The organism is Brucella sp. NBRC 14130, assembly GCF_040371715.1.
GTDB classification, from domain to species: Bacteria; Pseudomonadota; Alphaproteobacteria; order Rhizobiales; family Rhizobiaceae; genus Brucella; species Brucella intermedia.
Genome location: NZ_BAABTE010000003.1, coordinates 417,722 through 434,409 on the forward strand (window position 1 = coordinate 417,722; position 16,688 = coordinate 434,409).

Below are 16,688 nucleotides of genomic sequence, written 5' to 3' on the forward strand. Positions count from 1 at the left end.
GGGGATGGAACGCATGGCGCTCCAAAGCATGACCGGATTTGCACGCCACGCCGTGCAGCACACCGTGGACGGCGGAGACGTGCGCATTGTCTGGGAGGTGCGTTCCGTCAACGGCAAGGGGCTCGACCTCCGGCTGCGTCTGCCGCAAGGTCTGGAAGCGGCGGAACACCCAGTCCGCTCGATGCTGGCACGCCATTTTTCACGCGGGAATTTTCAGGCAAGCCTCAACGTAGAACGTAGTGAGGCTCAGGCCGGTTTCACCATCAACCAGGCGATGCTCGCCGAGGTCCTCAAGCTTGGTGCGGATTTGCAGGCCCGGCACGGTCTCGCGCCTGCGAGTGTTGATGGCATTCTTTCGCTGCGTGGCATCATCGATCAGGTACAGGTGGCTGACAACGAAGATGAACGCGGCGTGCTGGAAACGGCCATCGTCTCGAGCTTTGAAGAGGCGCTTAAGGCAATTGCCGATGCTCGCAAACAGGAAGGCAAAGCTCTTTTCACCATTCTGTCCGCGCATGTCGATACTATCGAACGACTGACCGAGAGTGCCCGCCGTGACCCCTCGCGCAGTACCGATGCGATCAAGGCCCGTCTCGCGGGACAGGTGGCCCTGCTGCTGGATGCCGCGCGTGAACTCGATGAAGCGCGGCTCTATCAGGAAGCGGCGTTTCTGGCGACCAAGGCCGATATTCAGGAAGAACTTGACCGGCTGGAAACGCATGTGGCGTCCGCCCGCAAACTTCTTGCTGACGGCGGCCCCATCGGGCGCAAGCTCGATTTTCTTTCACAGGAATTTAATCGTGAAGCAAATACACTGTGTTCCAAATCGAACGCGGCGTCGATCACAGCCATCGGTCTGGAACTGAAGGCGGTCGTAGATCAGTTTCGCGAACAAGTACAAAATCTGGAGTAACAGGTATCATGGCCATCTCTTCGGTTGAAAATGGCGTCGCACGCAGAGGTTTGATGGTGGTGATCTCATCGCCGTCCGGGGCGGGAAAGTCGACCATCGCCCGGCTTTTGCTGGAAGACAAGAAGATGAACCTCTCCTTGTCGATCAGTGTGACGACGCGCCAGCGCCGCCCGAGCGAGATCGAGGGGGTCCACTACCATTTCAAGACCATACGCGAATTCGAGCGTCTGCGGGACAATGACGAACTGATCGAATGGGCCGAAGTTCACGGCAATTTCTACGGCACGCTCCGTGAAACTGCCGAGATTGCGCTGGCCGACGGTCAGGACATGCTCTTCGATATCGACTGGCAGGGCGCAGACCAGTTGCAGGCAAAGATGCCTGCCGATGTGGTCTCGATCTTCATCCTGCCGCCGACCATGCGCGAACTGCAGCAGCGCCTGAACCGCCGCGCCGAAGATACGGCGGATGTCATTGAGACACGCTTGCAGAATGCCCGCTTCGAGATCCAGAAATGGGTGAAGTACGATTACATCGTCATCAATGAAGACCTCGACCGCTCCTTCGCCGCGATCAAGTCGATTATCGAGGCCGAACGTCTTCGCCGCGACCGCCGCCCGGGCCTGTTCGATTTCGTAACCGGTTTGCTGGAAGAAGAGCCGGGCGTCTAAGACGAGAACCGGTTTTTACGAAAGCCTTATGGTTATTCTGTCCGTTTCGTTTGCGAGGCGGATGAACGCTTCGAGAAACGGCTGGCCGCCGCGTGTTTTCAACTTGGCGAGCGCATCGACATTCTGGAAAACGAGTTCGCACTCTCCGGGCCAGCCGGGACCTTGCCATTGCACTGCGTCCCAGAACGAGTCCAGTGTGTAGCCGAAGGCTTCAGGATTTTCCGCAGGAACGGCGGAAAGATAACGTCGCCAGAGTTCGTCAGCGCTTTCTATTCCCGTGCAATCAATTATGTAGACGGGCAGCATATCAGCCTAGCAGGATCAATAGGCCATCCACCATGCCAAGGACGAGGATGAGCGCTCCCATGGCGATGGCTGTCACGACCAGCACCCGTCTTTGCCGGTCACGCTTTTCCGTTCGCTTGCCCGTCCAGTCGTAGGGCGATTGAGGCATTTCTCTCTCCAGATCGGCGCGGCATTGAAAGTCGCCATGCAGCCTTATCCGTAACCTGCACTTTACCGCCCTTATCCGCAAGCAAGATGAAGCTAATAAATATGTGCGCTCGCACGGCGTGAGGGCATGGCTATACAAGCCGTGCCGCCCACCGTTACCTGATCCATGCGCAAATGCGGCTGGCCGACGCCGACGGGAACCCATTGGCCACCTTTCCCGCAATTGCCGCTGCCGGTATCGAGTTTCATATCGTTGCCGATCATCGAAATACGCTGCATGGCGTCCGGGCCGTTGCCGATCAGCATCGCACCCTTGATCGGCGCGCCGACCTTGCCGTCCTCAATCATGTAGGCCTCCGTGCAGCCGAACACGAATTTGCCGGATGTGATATCCACCTGGCCGCCACCGAAGGAAACGGCGTAGATGCCTTTCTTCATGGAGGCGATGATCTCCTCAGGCGTCTTGTCGCCCGAAAGCATGTAGGTGTTGGTCATGCGTGGCATGGGTGCATGAGCATAGGATTCACGGCGCCCATTGCCGGTTGCTTCCATGCCCATCAGGCGCGCATTCTGGCGGTCCTGCATGTAGTTGACGAGTTTGCCGTCCTCGATCAGCACAGTGCGATTGGTGGGCGTGCCTTCATCGTCGATGGTGAGAGAGCCGCGACGCTCGGCGATCGTGCCGTCGTCGACCACCGTCACGCCCTTCGATGCAACCTGCTGGCCGAGGAGACCAGCAAAAGCGGAGGTCTTCTTGCGATTGAAGTCGCCTTCCAGCCCATGGCCAACCGCTTCATGCAGCATCACGCCCGGCCACCCGTTTGCCAGAACGATGTCGAATGTGCCTGCCGGGGCGGGGATGGCCTCCAGATTGACGAGCGCCTGCCGCAATGCCTCATCGGCGGCATGCTGCCAGCTTTCAGTCGTGACGAATTCGCCAAATCCCTTGCGTCCGCCAACCGTATGAGAGCCTGATTCCTGGCGGTCGCCATTGCCTGCCACCACCGAGACGCTCAACCGGACCAGTGGCCTTATATCGCGCACGAAGTGACCGTCGGCACGCAATATTTCGACCTGCTGCCACGATCCTGCAAGCGAAACGGAAACCTGTCTCACCTTCGGGTCCTTGGCGCGCAGATAGGCGTCAATCTGCTGCAACAGTTGCACCTTGGCGTCGAAGGTCGGGGAGCCGATGGGATTTTCGTCCGTGTAAAGATGACGGTTGGTGCCAGCAGGCGCCGCCGAATAACTCCCGCCGTAGCCCTTGAGGGTTGCGGAAACTGCATCGGATGCGCGTCGCAAGGCGGCCATAGACAGATCACCCGCATGGGCATAGCCGATGGCTTCACCGGCGACCGATCGCAACCCGAATCCCTGATCCTGATTGAAGGAGCCGGTCTTGAGGCGGCCATTGTCGAAAACGAGAGCCTCCGCCTCGCGATATTCCACGAAGAGTTCGCCATCATCGCTGCCTTTCAGGCTTTGGGCGACAAGGCGCTCGATATCATCGCGGCTGGCGTCGAAACTGTCGATCAGGCTTTTCATAAAAATAAATCCTGCAGCATGTGTTTGCTGCAGGATGTAAGCCTTAAATCGGTTGAGAACAACCGGTCATCGCAGTTGTGATCAGGGCAGGGCGTCGAAGCCTTCGCCGAAGCCCTTCAGATCGACGGGAATGCCAACCCCTTCTTCCGGTGTCTGGAAGACGATGAAGGTCGCAGCCTTGCCGGAGCGCAACGTCTTGAGAAGATCATCCTCAAGGATCACCTCGGCGTAGCAGCCGTCTTCGAAGCAGCGGACGAAATAGGCGCGACCAATGTCCTTGCCGTCGACATTGAGGCCAAGACCATTGGGAAGCAGGACACCAAGCGGCGCCAGAACACGAAGAATGCGGGCCTTGTTGTCAGCCGTCTTGAGAACGACAACCGAAAGGCCGAGTTCCGGACGCTTTGCAGCGACCACGTTCTGGATCAGCGCGCACTGTTCCGTCTTTGCGCCAGCGGGCGTGTCACAGAGAACGGACCATGCGCCGTGCTGCGACTTGAGCTTGCCGCTCTGCTGCGGGCTGGACGGAGCCGCCTGCGACTGCGCAGCCGGTGCCTCCTGTGGGGTTTGTAACTGCGCCGGTGCCTGCTGGGCAAGCGAAGGAAGCGTAGCAATGGCAAGCGCCATGCAGGCGCCCGTTGCTAGTGTTGCGAGGCGCTGGCTGATCGTGCGGCGGGCAAGCATGCGAAAAGTCATGAAATCTCCAGATCGAATCACCGGGACGTTAACGCGCTGCATTGGCCATGAAAAGCGCCGCGACCGGCGTTTCTTTATCCTGGCCATCATAGCAACGGTGATACCGTCTGTTGCATCGATTGTCACGCGGCACGTTAAAGGAAGCGTCTTGTCAAATCATGGCTTCATTAAGGGTTTCGTGCGGTTTTCCAAAGTTTTCGTGGTGGACCGGAATAACTCCGCCATGCCGAATAATCCGGGACATTCGCAATTCTTCGCGCGGCTGCGCGCAAAAATGCCGCACAGGAACATATTCGCCTTCCTTGCGGTGTGCGCTAAGGTGTGGTTTGAACGCCGACGGGGGATGCGGCCGTCTTTAGCGTCCGGCGTCCAGCTCGAAAGGGCGAAAAGGGAGAGAGTTCTGGTGGATAAGATTGTTGCCACAACGAAGGGCGCCTTCGGCGGCGCTCTTGCAGTGCTGTGGACGACTGGTGCCGCTTTTGCGGATCAGCCCCGTCCCTGGGAATGGAGATTTCAGGACGCAGCGACTGGGATTGCCGAACAGATTCATTGGTTTGAGCGTTATACGCTCTGGTTCATTATTCCGATTACCCTGCTGGTTCTGTTTTTGCTGGTTTGGGTCGTGCTTCGCTTTCGCGCAAGCGCAAACCCCGAGCCGTCCAAAACCAGCCATAATACCGCTATTGAAGTGATCTGGACCATCGGGCCCGTGATCATTCTTCTGTTCCTGGCGGTCCCGTCTTTCCAGCTTCTGACGGCGCAATATTCGCCGGAAGATCCGACGCTGACGGTGAAAGCCACAGGATACCAGTGGTACTGGGGTTACGAGTATCAGGTCGATAATCCGGTGAGCTTTGATTCCCTCCTTCTGAAGGATGGTGATCGCGCCGCTGCCGGCAAGGAAGACAAGTCCCGCTATCCGCGTCTTCTCGCCGTCGACAACGAAGTCGTGGTTCCGGTTGGCGAAACGGTTCGTCTTCTCGTAACTGCTGCCGACGTCATCCATTCTTGGACGATCCCGGCCTTCGGCGTGAAGATGGACGCTGTCCCCGGCCGTATCAACGAAGCCTGGTTCAAGGCGGACAGGGAAGGCCTTTACTACGGTCAGTGCTCGGAGCTTTGCGGCAAGGATCACGGCTTCATGCCAATCGCCGTGCGCGTTGTCTCCAAGGAGCAGTATCAGACCTGGATCGCCGCTGCGGGATCGGATCTGAATGGCGCCAACAAGGCGCTTCAGGCCGCTGTCGAAGGTGGCGCAAACGATAAGGTGGCTGCGGCGGGTCTCTGATCCCGAACGCCAAGACTGTTGAAAAACGGGAGCGAATTCCATGGCTGGCACAGCAGCTCACGAGCATGGTGCCCACGACGACCACAAGCCTCACGGCTGGGTTCGTTGGGTATACTCGACCAATCATAAAGACATCGGTACCCTGTACCTGATTTTTGCAATCATCGCCGGTATTATCGGCGGCGCGCTGTCCATCGCGATGCGCGCCGAACTCCAGGAGCCGGGCATCCAGATCTTCCACGGTCTGGCACAGATGGTTTACGGTGTTGAGGGCGATGCGGCTCTCGATGCCGGCAAGCATATGTTCAACGTGTTCACCTCGGCACATGCCCTGGTCATGATTTTCTTCATGGTCATGCCTGCGCTGATCGGCGGTTTCGCCAACTGGATGGTGCCGCTGATGATCGGCGCGCCGGACATGGCTTTCCCGCGCATGAACAATATTTCGTTCTGGCTGTTGCCGCCTGCGCTGCTGCTGCTGCTCATCTCGCTGTTCATGCCGGGTCCGGCCGGCGGCTGGGGTCCTGGCGGCGGCTGGACGCTGTATCCGCCTCTGTCGACTTCGGGTCAGCCCGGACCTGCTGTGGACTTCGCCATCCTGGCAATCCACATCTCTGGCGCATCGTCGATCCTCGGAGCGATCAACTTCATCACCACGATCCTCAATATGCGCGCGCCGGGCATGACGCTGCACAAGATGCCGCTCTTTGCCTGGGCCGTGCTGGTGACGGCGTTCCTGCTTCTGCTTTCGCTGCCGGTTCTGGCAGGCGGCATCACCATGCTGCTGACCGACCGCAACTTCGGAACGACCTTCTTCACGCCGGATGGTGGCGGTGATCCGATCCTCTACCAGCACCTGTTCTGGTTCTTCGGGCATCCGGAAGTGTACATTCTGATCCTTCCGGGCTTCGGCATCGTCAGCCACATCGTGTCGACCTTCTCGCGCAAGCCGATCTTCGGTTACCTCGGCATGGCCTATGCCATGGTCGCCATCGGTGTCGTCGGCTTCGTCGTCTGGGCGCACCACATGTATACGGTTGGCCTTTCGCTCGACACGCAGCGTTACTTCGTGTTCGCCACGATGGTCATCGCGGTTCCGACAGGTATCAAGATTTTCTCCTGGATCGCGACGATGTGGGGTGGCTCGATCACCTTCCGCGCACCGATGCTGTGGGCGATCGGCTTCATCTTCCTGTTCACGGTCGGTGGTGTGACGGGCGTTCAGCTTGCCAATGCCGGTCTCGACCGCGCGCTGCATGACACCTACTACGTCGTGGCCCACTTCCATTACGTGCTGTCTCTGGGTGCGGTGTTTGCGATCTTCGCGGGCTGGTACTACTGGTTCCCGAAGATGAGCGGCTACATGTACAACGAGTTCACGGCGAAGCTGCATTTCTGGGTCACCTTCGTTGGTGTGAACCTGGTCTTCTTCCCGCAGCACTTCCTTGGTCTTGCTGGCATGCCGCGCCGTTACATCGACTATCCGGATGCCTATGCAGGCTGGAACATGGTGTCGTCCTACGGTTCCTATATTTCGGGCTTCGCCGTCCTGATCTTCCTCTACAATGTCTTCGAGGCATTCGCGAAGAAGCGTGAAGCCGGTGCAAACCCATGGGGCGAGGGCGCAACCACGCTGGAATGGCAGCTGTCGTCGCCGCCTCCGTTCCACCAGTGGGAACAGCTGCCGCGCATCAAGTAATCGTGCGATGGGCGGAGTCGGGAAAAGACTTCGCCCTTCTTTACAAAATGTGCTATGGGCGGGCGGCATTCTGTTCCGCCCGTCGCCGGTAGCTGACAAAGTCGGCCATCAAGCAAGGCATTTCCGGCGGGAACAGAACGGTTTCCGGGAGGACATTGTTATGATGGTGCGGTCTGCGCTGTAGGGGCGCGGGTTCGGACCGGTGAACTCGAGGTTTTTGAAGTTAAAATGTCTCTGGTGGAAAAAAACGCAGGTACCGATGACGCACTCGCTCTCTCAGAGGCGACCGCGCGCGATTACCTTGTTCTTTTGAAGCCCCGCGTGATGTCCCTTGTGGTCTTCACCGGGCTGGTCGGTCTTGTGGTCGCGCCGGGACATATGAATCCTGTCCTTGCTGCCATCAGCATCTTGTGCATCGCGGTTGGCGCCGGTGCATCCGGTGCGCTGAACATGTGGTACGACGCCGATATCGATGCGGTGATGAAGCGTACGCGTAACCGCCCCATTCCTGCAGGCGTTATAGCACCCAATCAGGTGCTGGCGTTCGGGCTGACGCTTTCCGCATTCTCCGTCATCACGCTCGGCCTCATGGTCAACTGGCTGGCGGGCGCATTGCTGGCGTTCACGATCTTCTTCTATGCCGTCATCTATACGATGTGGTTGAAGCGCTCGACGCCGCAGAACATCGTTATCGGCGGTGCCGCTGGCGCATTTCCTCCGATGATCGGCTGGGCCGCCGCGACCGGCGAAATCACTTGGGACAGCGTCGTCCTGTTCATGATTATCTTCCTGTGGACGCCGCCGCATTTCTGGGCGCTGTCCCTGTTCTCGTCAACTGATTATGAAGCGGCGCGTATTCCGATGATGCCGAACGTAAAGGGCGAACTTTCAACCCGTCGTCAGGCGCTGTTTTATTCCATCCTTATGGCTCCGGTCGGCGTCCTCCCTTGGGTGCTCGGCTTTGCAGGGCCTGTCTATGGCGCGGTTTCCACGCTGCTCGGACTGGCTTTCCTTTATTATGCATGGCGCCTGTGGGCTGCCGGATCGCAGCCTGCAATGCTGGCGGCCGCCCGCAAGCTGTTTCGCTTCTCGCTGCTTTACCTGTCGGGACTGTTTGCGGTGCTGCTTGTTGAAACACTTGCCGTCAAGGCACTGGCTTCTTTTGGAGTGCTCTAATGGATAAGGCCGTACAGAAGCCGTTGGACAGCGAATTGGAACTGATCGTTCCGACGGAACAGCAGAAGAAAGCCCAGCGCAATCGCTCTTGGGGCTTGGCAATCGCTCTGGCGCTGTTCGTGCTGCTTGTCTATGTCGGCACGATTGCGAAACTGGGAGCCAATATTCTGGTACGGCCTCTCTGACAGGCTGTTCCGGGAGGAAAATTGGAGGGGAATATGCCTGATCTGCACGAGAAGGATCAAAAGTTGAGGAAGCAACAGCGTTCCAACGCGACGATTGCTTTTGCTTGCCTGTCTTTCTTTGTCTGCATGATCGGTGCAGCCTATGCCTCCGTGCCGTTGTACCGCATTTTCTGTCAGGTGACAGGCTATGGCGGCACGACGCAGCGCGTGGAGCAATATTCCGATACCATTCTCGACAAGACGATCAAGGTGCGTTTCGATGCCAACACAGCCAATGGGCTGCCATGGGATTTCAAGCCCGTGCAGCGCGAGGTCACGGTTCGCATCGGCGAAACGACGATGATCAAGTATGAAGCGCGCAACCTGTTCGATGAGCCGACTTATGGCCGCGCGAGCTTCAACGTCGCGCCGGGCCGGGCCGGAGCCTATTTCAACAAGGTCGAATGCTTCTGTTTCACGGACACGACCCTGAAGCCGGGCGAAGACATGGAAATGCCGGTTGTGTTCTTTGTCGACCCGGAGATCGTCAACGATCCCGATCTGAAGGACGTGAAGACGATCACGCTATCCTATACATTCTTTCCGATCGAAAAGCCGAAGCCGGTGGCAAATGCCAAGGCCGAAACTTCCAGCAACGGAAGCTGACACTGGTGCGCATTCCGAAAATTGTGAAACGGTTTTCGGACAAGATGGGAAGAACGGAAAATATCGAGCGTTTCGACTGACTCATGAAGAGAAACGCTCTCGCGGCGCATAATGCCGCAAAGACAAAAGAATGAAGCGGTTTTATTCTGATACGAGATACCGCTTGTCACAGACAGACTTGCTTGGAACCCCTTCCGGGGTTTAAGCATGAAGGTACGAGAGAGGAGCCCCTAAGGGGATTTACGGGGAGAGACATGGCTGACGTCCATCAGAAAAATCACGACTATCATATCATCGCGCCCAGCCCTTGGCCGTTCCTGAGCTCCGTGGGTGCATTCGTGCTTGCCGTAGGCGGTATTGCCTGGATGCGTTACATCAATGCCGGTGAGTTGCCGTTCTTTGGCCTCAACGTGGTGACGCCATGGATTTTCTTCATCGGCCTCGCGATTGTGCTCTACTGCATGTACGGCTGGTGGTCGGATACGATCAAGGAAGGACATGAGGGGCACCATACTCGTGTCGTATCGCTGCATCTGCGCTACGGCATGATCATGTTCATCGCTTCGGAAGTCATGTTCTTCGTTGCCTGGTTCTGGGCGTTCTTCGATGCGAGCCTGTTTCCGAACGAAGCGCATCAGGTTGCACGCGCCACCTTCACCGGCGGTGTCTGGCCTCCAAAGGGCATCGAGGTTCTCGATCCCCTGCATCTGCCGCTTTACAACACCGTTATCCTGCTGCTGTCGGGCACGACGCTGACATGGGCACACCATGCTCTGCTGCACAATGACCGCAAGGGCATGATCACCGGTCTGGCGATTACTGTTGCTCTCGGTGTCCTGTTCTCCTTCGTACAGGCCTATGAGTACATTCACGCTCCGTTTGCGTTCAAGGACTCGATCTACGGCGCGACCTTCTTCATGGCGACGGGTTTCCACGGTTTTCACGTTCTCATCGGCACGATCTTCCTTTTGGTCTGCCTCGTCCGTGCCATTGGCGGTGACTTCACGCCGGAGCAGCATTTCGGTTTCGAAGCCGCTGCCTGGTACTGGCACTTCGTTGACGTGGTCTGGCTGTTCCTGTTCTTTGCCATCTACGTATGGGGTGGCTGGGGCGCGCCGATGCACGGCGGCTAATCCGTAGGATCAGCAGTTTTGGAGGCGGCCTTGGCAACATGGCCGCCTTTTGTTTATTGAATGATGCAAGGGGAAATCGGATGCCGGACCAGAATACTTATCCCACGGTCGATCCCATCAAGAGCGGTGTCGCTGGCCGCTGCCCGCGTTGCGGCGAGGGGAAGCTGTTCGACGGTTTCCTGAAAGTCGCTCCGCGCTGTTCGGCTTGCGGTTTGGATTATTCTTTTGCCGATTCGGGCGACGGTCCGGCGGCGTTCGTCATCCTCATCATCGGTTTCATCGTTGTCGGTCTTGCGCTGTGGATGGAAGTCAACTTTGGACCGCCGCTCTGGGTGCATTTCATCCTGTGGGTGCCCCTTGCGATCATTCTCAGCCTCGTGGCCATGCGATGGGCAAAGGGCATTCTCATCAATATGCAGTACCGCAACAAGGCAGCTCCCGGCCGCATAGACAGCCGACAGGATGACGGCGAATGACTAAACTACAGCAGTCACGCCGCTTTCCCTGGGGTATTGTGATCGCCTCTGCCATAGCGCTCGTCATTCTGCTGGCGCTCGGCACATGGCAGGTAGAGCGTTTGCAGTGGAAGGAAGCGCTGATTGCATCGACCGAGCAGCGCATTCACGAGCCACCACTGCCCTTGTCGGAGATGGAAAAGGTCTACAAGCAGGAAGGTTCTGTCGAATATCGCCCGGTAACAGTCTCCGGCACTTTCATGCATCAGGGCGAGCGGCATTTTCTGGCCACCCATGAGGGGGCCGCAGGCTATAATGTCTATACGCCGCTGATGCTGGAAGACGGACGTTTCGTGCTTATTAATCGCGGCTTCGTTCCATATGAGAAGAAAGACCCTTCAACGCGCATTGAAGGACAGATTGACGGCCCGGTGAATGTTACCGGGCTGGCGCGCGATCCCTTGTCGGCGAAGCCGGGCTTCTTTCTCCCCGATAATGATCCGTCCAAGAATATTTTCTACTGGAAGGATTGGACGGCCATGGCGGAAAGTGCCGACCTGCCAAATCTGGATGAGGTCGTGCCCTTCTTCATCGACGCCGACAGCAAGCCCAATCCGGGGGGATTGCCAGTCGGCGGGGTGACGATCATCGATTTTCCCAACAACCATCTGCAATATGCCGCGACATGGTACGGTCTTGCACTGGCCTTGATAGGGGTTGTCGGGACGTGGCTGTGGCGTTATCGAAAGGCCAGTAGGGGTTGACAATGGCCGCGTTGCGGCCCAACTCCGTGAAGGTCTGTTGATATTCGGTCTCTGATGGCCTGCAAATGGCGCGGTTTTCGCTTCCGGTGCTCAGTACCTTCAAGTACATTCCGCTCCGGTTCTCAAACCACACCATTTTCGGCTCCTCATAGACCGAATCTCAACAGACCTTAGATGTTAAGCCACGCCGAACTAGCGAGCATACTTCATGACCGATCAGCGACCACCACTGGAAATCCGCCTTTGCGGCCCCCGCGGCTTTTGCGCCGGGGTTGACCGGGCAATCCAGATCGTCGTGCTGGCGCTGAAGAAATATGGTGCGCCGGTCTATGTTCGCCATGAAATCGTACATAACCGCTATGTGGTCGAGGGCTTGCAGTCTCGCGGCGCGATTTTTGTCGAAGAACTGGACGAAATTCCCACAGAACACCGCGATCAGCCAGTGGTCTTTTCCGCCCATGGCGTGCCGAAGTCCGTGCCAGCGGATGCAGAAGCAAAGAACCTCTTTTATCTTGATGCAACCTGCCCCCTGGTTTCCAAGGTGCACAAGCAGGCCATGCGCCATCAGCGCCTTGGCCGCCATGTGATCCTGATTGGTCACTCTGGCCATCCGGAAGTGATCGGAACCATGGGGCAATTGCCCGATGGCGCGGTAACGCTGATCGAAACGGTCGAGGATGCGCGCAACTGCCATTTCGATGACGAGAACAATCTCGGATTCGTGACCCAGACGACGCTTTCAGTCGACGACACGGCTGGCATTATCGAAGAATTGCAGGCGCGTTTTCCAAACCTTTCGTCTCCGGCAGCGGAATCGATCTGTTATGCAACGACCAACCGGCAGGATGCGGTGCGATCCGCCGCCCCGGGCTGCGATCTGTTTCTGATCGTCGGGGCACCGAACTCTTCCAATTCCAAGCGTCTTGTCGAAGTGGCGGAGAAGGCCGGCGCGCGCATGTCGATGCTGGTTCAACGTGCGGCCGACATCGAATGGGACCGCATCGACGATATATCGGTCGTGGGCCTGTCGGCGGGAGCTTCAGCACCTGAAATCATCGTCGATGAGATCATCGATGCCTTCAAGGCCCGCTTCAATGTGAAGATCGAACTGGCCGAAACCACGGTTGAAACCGAGAATTTCCTTGTGAATCGCGAAATTCGCGATGTGGAACTGACGGTGCAGGACATGGCATTCGTCAACGGAGAACACCGGGTGGTAGGCATTCCAAAATTAATGCCCAAGATCATACAAGGGAAATAAGCGGCATGGCCGTCTATACGGATATCAATGAAATCGAGCTTGGCGTCTTCCTGCAGCAGTATGATATCGGCACACTGACATCTTACAAAGGCATAGCGGAAGGGGTGGAGAACTCCAACTATCTTCTGCACACGACTTCGGGCTCGTTCATCCTGACGCTTTATGAAAAGCGCACCAATCGGGAAGACCTGCCGTTCTTTCTCGGCCTGATGCAGCATCTGGCCAGCCGCGGGCTTGAATGTCCGCAGCCGGTGGTTCGTCGCGACGGCACGACAATCGGCGAGCTCGCCGGACGGCCTGCTGCGATCGTTACTTTTCTCGAAGGCATGTGGATGCGCCGCCCAACGGTCGAGCATTGCGAAGCTGTCGGCGAAGGACTTGCCCATATGCATCTGGCTGGCGCTGATTTCTCGCTGCGTCGCCGAAATGGCCTGACCCTTGCCGACTGGCGGCCGTTGTGGAATCTTTCGCGCGAACGCGCCGATAGGGTGGAACCGGGTCTTGTCCGCGAGGCGGAAGCTGATCTGGATTTTCTGGAGAAGAACTGGCCAGCGGATCTGCCGCAAGGCGTGATCCATGCCGATCTCTTTCCGGATAATGTCTTCTTCCTCGGCGACAGGCTTTCCGGTTTCATCGATTTCTATTTCGCCTGCACTGATATTCTGGCTTACGACGTTGCCGTCTGCCTGAATGCCTGGTGCTTTGAGAAGGATTTTTCCTTCAATCGCACCAAGGGGGCAGCGCTTCTGCGCGGTTATAATTCCGTTCGCCCGCTATCCGTGGCGGAAGCCGATGCGCTTCCGGTTCTGGCGCGCGGGGCGGCTATCCGCTTCATGCTGACCCGCCTTTATGACTGGCTGAATGTCCCGGAAGGCAGTTTCGTGGTCAAGAAGGACCCGATGGAATATGTGCGCAAGATGCGCTTCCACCGACAGATCGAAACCGCTGCTGAATACGGACTCGAGCCGCAAGGGGCAGCGGCGTGAAGCGGATTGAGGCTTTTACGGATGGTGCCTGCTCGGGCAATCCCGGCCCCGGCGGCTGGGGCGCCATCCTGCGCTGGAACGGCAATATCAAGGAACTGAAGGGCGGCGAAGCCGACACGACCAACAACCGCATGGAGTTGATGGCAGCCATCTCGGCGCTTTCGGCGCTGAAAGAACCGTGCGAAGTCGATCTCTATACGGACTCCGTCTATGTGCGCGACGGGATTTCCGGCTGGATCGAGGGTTGGAAGCGCAATGGTTGGAAGACCGCCGCCAAGAAGCCGGTCAAGAATGCCGAACTATGGCAGGCGCTCGATGAAGCGCGAAAGCCGCACAAGGTCAACTGGCATTGGATCAAGGGCCACGCCGGGCATCCGGAAAATGAACGCGCTGACGAGCTTGCCCGGGCCGGCATGGAGCCATTCAAATATGGCGGACGTAAATCGCTGAAAGTGCAGTGAATTTGCAGAATAAAGGCGGCGTTGCCGCCTTTATACTACGAAAAACACGATGGCTCGACATCGGCTCAAATCAATTCAGATTCTCGAGCCGATGTCCTGTCATTCTGTTTTCAAGCATATCTCCCAAAAGCCGGTTCCCGCTCTGGGAGGATATGCTCCAGCCTAAAGCTGTTCGAGAATGGCTGACGCAGCCGACGTCACGGCCTGTCCAGCCTGTTCCTCGATGTTGAGGGCTTTGACCACACCATCTTCCACGATTGCCGAATAGCGCTTGGAGCGAATGCCGAGGCCGCCAGCGGTCGCGTCGAGCTCAAGTCCCGCAGCCTTCGTAAAGGTGGCAGAACCATCAGCCAGATAGAGTATCTTGCCTTCGCCACCCGTGCTCTGCGCCCATGCGCCCATGACGAAGGCATCGTTCACCGCAACAACGGCGATCTGATCCACGCCCTTGGCGAGGATTGCGTCGCGGTTATCGAGATAGCCCGGCAGATGGTTGAGGCTGCACGTCGGCGTAAAGGCGCCCGGTACCGCAAAGAGAACGACTTTTTTGCCCTTGAAGACTTCATCGGTCGTCATTTCCTTGACGCCGTCTGCGGTCTTTACCTTGAAAGTCGCTGCGGGCAGCTTGTCGCCAACTTTGATAGTCATTTAATCTCTCCTCGGGGCAGGGGCCGTCTGTTCCACTGCCTATTGTCAAATTTTATCGCTCCGCGAAGCGCGGACGGCATAGTTAAACCGATAACAGGTCGCCGGACAATTTCAAAAACAGCAGGAAGGCTAATCCAGTGTCACCTGTCCAGAAACGGCCTTACCATTCTGCACAAGGGTATAGTCGATGATGGCATTGTCCGCCTTGCCCTGCACCTTTGCGGTAAAGCGGCCCTTTTCGACCGCGATGGTATCGGAAAGCCTGACCGTGTCGCTGGCAACGAACAGCTCCGATGGAGCGGTGGGATCTGGAACGGCCAGATCGAAGACGGCGTTCTCGCCGTCGCGCTTCACGCCGCTTATGCCGAATGCCGAGCTCGCCGGGGTCGGGAGCCGGTCGAATGCGGTTTCGATGATCGTGCGGGCAGCTATCGCCTGGGGCGAGGACTCTTGTTGATCACTATCAAGGGGAAAGTCGAAGGTGGCCTGCACCGGGACGCAGATTTTCTCGCACACTCCGAGAAAAACATGGCCCTTCAGCCGCTTGTCGGCCGATGTCAGGTTAAAGACTATCGGCAGCGAAACAGGCTGTTTATATCCGATGCCACCTGCATCGTCTCCCTCAAACCGGACCGGCGCAGGGAAGTCGATCTGCGCTTTTGCGTTTCCGTCGATGTTAATCTGGGGTGGAACGCCCGCATCGCCGGGATTGCGCCAGTAGGTTTTCCAGCCGGGCTGCAACTCGATCTGCAAGGCACCGCGCCGTTCCCCGCGGGCCGCATTGTCAGGGGTTTTGTCTTCGATAATGACACGCACGCGCCCGCCGGGCGTCTCGGTCCACTCGGAGGTCGAGGCCAGTGCTGGCAATGTCAGCAAGGCCAGCAAAAGTGGCGCGAAGGTAAAAGTTCGGATGTTCATCGTTGAAAGATGGAATGAAAAGATGGTTGCTTCAAGTCCAATATTACCGGATCGCCGGGCACGGTAATCGCTTGTATGGCCTGCCACCTGGCTATCGAGCTGGTTCCGCTTCGAATTCCGGGCTCGAAATAAATGGCCATTGTTATTTTGCGTAGTCTTGCTACCTTCATAATCATGACCATTCTCAAGACGTCGAACAAGGAGCAGGGTTTTCTAAACGGGCAGTTCCTGCTTGCCATGCCTGGAATGAGCGACGAGCGTTTTGCCCGGTCGGTGGTCTATATCTGCGCGCATTCTGATGAGGGTGCCATGGGCTTCATCATCAATCAGCTTCAGCCGGTCGAATTCCCCGACCTCTTGCGCCAGATCGGGGTCATCGATGACGACGAACTGATTATCCTTCCGGATCGTGCGCAGCATATGATGGTGCGCAATGGTGGTCCCGTCGACCGCACACGCGGATTCGTGCTGCATTCGGACGATTACATGGTCGATTCCACCATGCCGGTTTCAGAGGATGTCTGCCTCACTGCAACGGTCGATATTCTGCGTGCCATTTACGGGGGCAGTGGGCCGTCGCGGGCCCTGATGGCCCTTGGATATTCCGGTTGGGCACCGGGCCAGATCGAAGTGGAACTTGCCGAGAATGGCTGGCTAACCTGTGATGCGCCGCTCGACATGCTGTTCGACAGCGATATCGAGGGCAAATATTCGCGTTTGATGCTCCATATGGGTATCGATATGGCACGGCTGGTTTCCGACGCAGGACATGCTTGATGGAATAAGGCAGT

The 16,688-nt window shown here is 57.5% G+C and carries 20 protein-coding genes; 14 read left to right on the forward strand and 6 right to left on the reverse strand.

Annotated features, from left to right (window positions below; all coding sequences use genetic code 11):
• Positions 1-13: 13 nt before the first annotated feature.
• Complete coding sequence (locus tag ABWW28_RS08130) at positions 14-913, forward strand: YicC/YloC family endoribonuclease (protein ID WP_025091923.1); 900 nt, start codon at positions 14-16, stop codon at positions 911-913.
• Between the two features lie 8 nt (positions 914-921).
• Positions 922-1,584 (forward strand): guanylate kinase, encoded by a 663-nt coding sequence (gene gmk / locus ABWW28_RS08135; protein ID WP_006466226.1) that lies wholly within the window; start codon positions 922-924, stop codon positions 1,582-1,584.
• A 15-nt stretch (positions 1,585-1,599) separates the two neighbouring features.
• Here gmk and ABWW28_RS08140 read toward each other — a convergent pair whose 3' ends face one another.
• The 4 genes from ABWW28_RS08140 to ABWW28_RS08155 form a co-directional block, all read right to left on the reverse strand.
• Positions 1,600-1,890 carry a barstar family protein gene (locus ABWW28_RS08140; RefSeq protein ID WP_006470681.1) on the reverse strand — a complete coding sequence of 97 codons (291 nt, stop codon included), beginning with the start codon at positions 1,888-1,890 and terminating at the stop codon, positions 1,600-1,602.
• Position 1,891: 1 nt separating this feature from the next.
• Positions 1,892-2,038 (reverse strand): hypothetical protein, encoded by a 147-nt coding sequence (locus ABWW28_RS08145; protein WP_006466228.1) that lies wholly within the window; start codon positions 2,036-2,038, stop codon positions 1,892-1,894.
• 92 nt (positions 2,039-2,130) lie between these two features.
• Complete coding sequence (tldD, locus tag ABWW28_RS08150; protein ID WP_353390716.1) at positions 2,131-3,582, reverse strand: metalloprotease TldD; 1,452 nt, start codon at positions 3,580-3,582, stop codon at positions 2,131-2,133.
• 81 nt (positions 3,583-3,663) lie between these two features.
• Positions 3,664-4,278, reverse strand: coding sequence for an invasion associated locus B family protein (locus ABWW28_RS08155; RefSeq protein WP_025091926.1), 615 nt, complete (start codon positions 4,276-4,278; stop codon positions 3,664-3,666).
• 403 nt (positions 4,279-4,681) lie between these two features.
• On the opposite strand from ABWW28_RS08155, the gene coxB reads away from it, so the two are divergent.
• From coxB to rnhA, 11 genes are all read left to right on the forward strand, one after another.
• Positions 4,682-5,566, forward strand: coding sequence for a cytochrome c oxidase subunit II (gene coxB / locus ABWW28_RS08160; RefSeq protein ID WP_025091927.1), 885 nt, complete (start codon positions 4,682-4,684; stop codon positions 5,564-5,566).
• 40 nt (positions 5,567-5,606) lie between these two features.
• Entirely contained in the window at positions 5,607-7,265 is a 1,659-nt protein-coding gene (gene ctaD, locus ABWW28_RS08165; RefSeq protein WP_006466231.1) for a cytochrome c oxidase subunit I, read from the forward strand.
• A 228-nt stretch (positions 7,266-7,493) separates the two neighbouring features.
• A complete protein-coding gene (locus ABWW28_RS08170) occupies positions 7,494-8,441 on the forward strand; it encodes a heme o synthase (protein WP_025091928.1) in 948 nt (315 codons plus the stop codon).
• Positions 8,441-8,626: a cytochrome c oxidase system small membrane protein gene (locus ABWW28_RS08175; RefSeq protein WP_025091929.1), complete on the forward strand. Its 186-nt coding sequence runs from the start codon at positions 8,441-8,443 to the stop codon at positions 8,624-8,626. The genes ABWW28_RS08170 and ABWW28_RS08175 overlap by 1 nt, the downstream gene beginning before the upstream one ends.
• A 33-nt stretch (positions 8,627-8,659) precedes the next feature.
• A complete protein-coding gene (locus ABWW28_RS08180; RefSeq protein WP_021586113.1) occupies positions 8,660-9,271 on the forward strand; it encodes a cytochrome c oxidase assembly protein in 612 nt (203 codons plus the stop codon).
• Between the two features lie 254 nt (positions 9,272-9,525).
• The gene (locus ABWW28_RS08185) at positions 9,526-10,404 is read left to right on the forward strand and encodes a cytochrome c oxidase subunit 3 (protein ID WP_241084159.1); all 879 of its coding nucleotides are present in this window, start codon (positions 9,526-9,528) and stop codon (positions 10,402-10,404) included.
• Positions 10,405-10,484: 80 nt separating this feature from the next.
• On the forward strand, positions 10,485-10,880 hold the full coding sequence (locus ABWW28_RS08190) for a DUF983 domain-containing protein (RefSeq protein ID WP_025091932.1): 396 nt from the start codon (positions 10,485-10,487) through the stop codon (positions 10,878-10,880).
• On the forward strand, positions 10,877-11,623 hold the full coding sequence (locus tag ABWW28_RS08195; protein WP_025091933.1) for an SURF1 family protein: 747 nt from the start codon (positions 10,877-10,879) through the stop codon (positions 11,621-11,623). The genes ABWW28_RS08190 and ABWW28_RS08195 overlap by 4 nt, the downstream gene beginning before the upstream one ends.
• 208 nt (positions 11,624-11,831) lie before the next feature.
• Positions 11,832-12,884 carry a 4-hydroxy-3-methylbut-2-enyl diphosphate reductase gene (ispH, locus tag ABWW28_RS08200; protein WP_025091934.1) on the forward strand — a complete coding sequence of 351 codons (1,053 nt, stop codon included), beginning with the start codon at positions 11,832-11,834 and terminating at the stop codon, positions 12,882-12,884.
• Between the two features lie 5 nt (positions 12,885-12,889).
• The gene (locus ABWW28_RS08205) at positions 12,890-13,870 is read left to right on the forward strand and encodes a homoserine kinase (protein WP_025091935.1); all 981 of its coding nucleotides are present in this window, start codon (positions 12,890-12,892) and stop codon (positions 13,868-13,870) included.
• Positions 13,867-14,331, forward strand: coding sequence for a ribonuclease HI (gene rnhA, locus ABWW28_RS08210; protein WP_006470692.1), 465 nt, complete (start codon positions 13,867-13,869; stop codon positions 14,329-14,331). The genes ABWW28_RS08205 and rnhA overlap by 4 nt, the downstream gene beginning before the upstream one ends.
• A gap of 162 nt (positions 14,332-14,493) precedes the next feature.
• Here the strand turns inward: rnhA and ABWW28_RS08215 are convergent, their stop codons facing one another.
• Both ABWW28_RS08215 and ABWW28_RS08220 read right to left on the reverse strand, forming a co-directional pair.
• The gene (locus ABWW28_RS08215; RefSeq protein ID WP_006466242.1) at positions 14,494-14,979 is read right to left on the reverse strand and encodes a peroxiredoxin; all 486 of its coding nucleotides are present in this window, start codon (positions 14,977-14,979) and stop codon (positions 14,494-14,496) included.
• A 129-nt stretch (positions 14,980-15,108) separates the two neighbouring features.
• Positions 15,109-15,897: a protein-disulfide reductase DsbD domain-containing protein gene (locus tag ABWW28_RS08220; RefSeq protein ID WP_006470693.1), complete on the reverse strand. Its 789-nt coding sequence runs from the start codon at positions 15,895-15,897 to the stop codon at positions 15,109-15,111.
• Between the two features lie 174 nt (positions 15,898-16,071).
• Between ABWW28_RS08220 and ABWW28_RS08225 the strand changes: the two genes are divergently transcribed.
• Positions 16,072-16,674, forward strand: a complete 603-nt coding sequence (locus ABWW28_RS08225; RefSeq protein ID WP_006470694.1) for a YqgE/AlgH family protein — start codon at positions 16,072-16,074, stop codon at positions 16,672-16,674.
• Positions 16,675-16,688 lie beyond the last annotated feature (14 nt).

Coding starts and splice junctions, on each gene's coding strand:
- ABWW28_RS08225 (WP_006470694.1), top strand. CDS start 16,072: ATGACCATTCTCAAGACGTCGAACAAGGAGCAGGGTTTTCTAAACGGG.
- ABWW28_RS08185 (WP_241084159.1), top strand. CDS start 9,526: ATGGCTGACGTCCATCAGAAAAATCACGACTATCATATCATCGCGCCC.
- ABWW28_RS08215 (WP_006466242.1), bottom strand. CDS start 14,979: ATGACTATCAAAGTTGGCGACAAGCTGCCCGCAGCGACTTTCAAGGTA.
- ABWW28_RS08145 (WP_006466228.1), bottom strand. CDS start 2,038: ATGCCTCAATCGCCCTACGACTGGACGGGCAAGCGAACGGAAAAGCGT.
- ABWW28_RS08140 (WP_006470681.1), bottom strand. CDS start 1,890: ATGCTGCCCGTCTACATAATTGATTGCACGGGAATAGAAAGCGCTGAC.
- ABWW28_RS08180 (WP_021586113.1), top strand. CDS start 8,660: ATGCCTGATCTGCACGAGAAGGATCAAAAGTTGAGGAAGCAACAGCGT.
- ctaD (WP_006466231.1), top strand. CDS start 5,607: ATGGCTGGCACAGCAGCTCACGAGCATGGTGCCCACGACGACCACAAG.
- ABWW28_RS08190 (WP_025091932.1), top strand. CDS start 10,485: ATGCCGGACCAGAATACTTATCCCACGGTCGATCCCATCAAGAGCGGT.
- ABWW28_RS08205 (WP_025091935.1), top strand. CDS start 12,890: ATGGCCGTCTATACGGATATCAATGAAATCGAGCTTGGCGTCTTCCTG.
- ABWW28_RS08175 (WP_025091929.1), top strand. CDS start 8,441: ATGGATAAGGCCGTACAGAAGCCGTTGGACAGCGAATTGGAACTGATC.
- ABWW28_RS08170 (WP_025091928.1), top strand. CDS start 7,494: ATGTCTCTGGTGGAAAAAAACGCAGGTACCGATGACGCACTCGCTCTC.
- ABWW28_RS08195 (WP_025091933.1), top strand. CDS start 10,877: ATGACTAAACTACAGCAGTCACGCCGCTTTCCCTGGGGTATTGTGATC.
- ispH (WP_025091934.1), top strand. CDS start 11,832: ATGACCGATCAGCGACCACCACTGGAAATCCGCCTTTGCGGCCCCCGC.
- ABWW28_RS08220 (WP_006470693.1), bottom strand. CDS start 15,897: ATGAACATCCGAACTTTTACCTTCGCGCCACTTTTGCTGGCCTTGCTG.
- ABWW28_RS08130 (WP_025091923.1), top strand. CDS start 14: ATGGCGCTCCAAAGCATGACCGGATTTGCACGCCACGCCGTGCAGCAC.
- tldD (WP_353390716.1), bottom strand. CDS start 3,582: ATGAAAAGCCTGATCGACAGTTTCGACGCCAGCCGCGATGATATCGAG.
- ABWW28_RS08155 (WP_025091926.1), bottom strand. CDS start 4,278: ATGACTTTTCGCATGCTTGCCCGCCGCACGATCAGCCAGCGCCTCGCA.
- gmk (WP_006466226.1), top strand. CDS start 922: ATGGCCATCTCTTCGGTTGAAAATGGCGTCGCACGCAGAGGTTTGATG.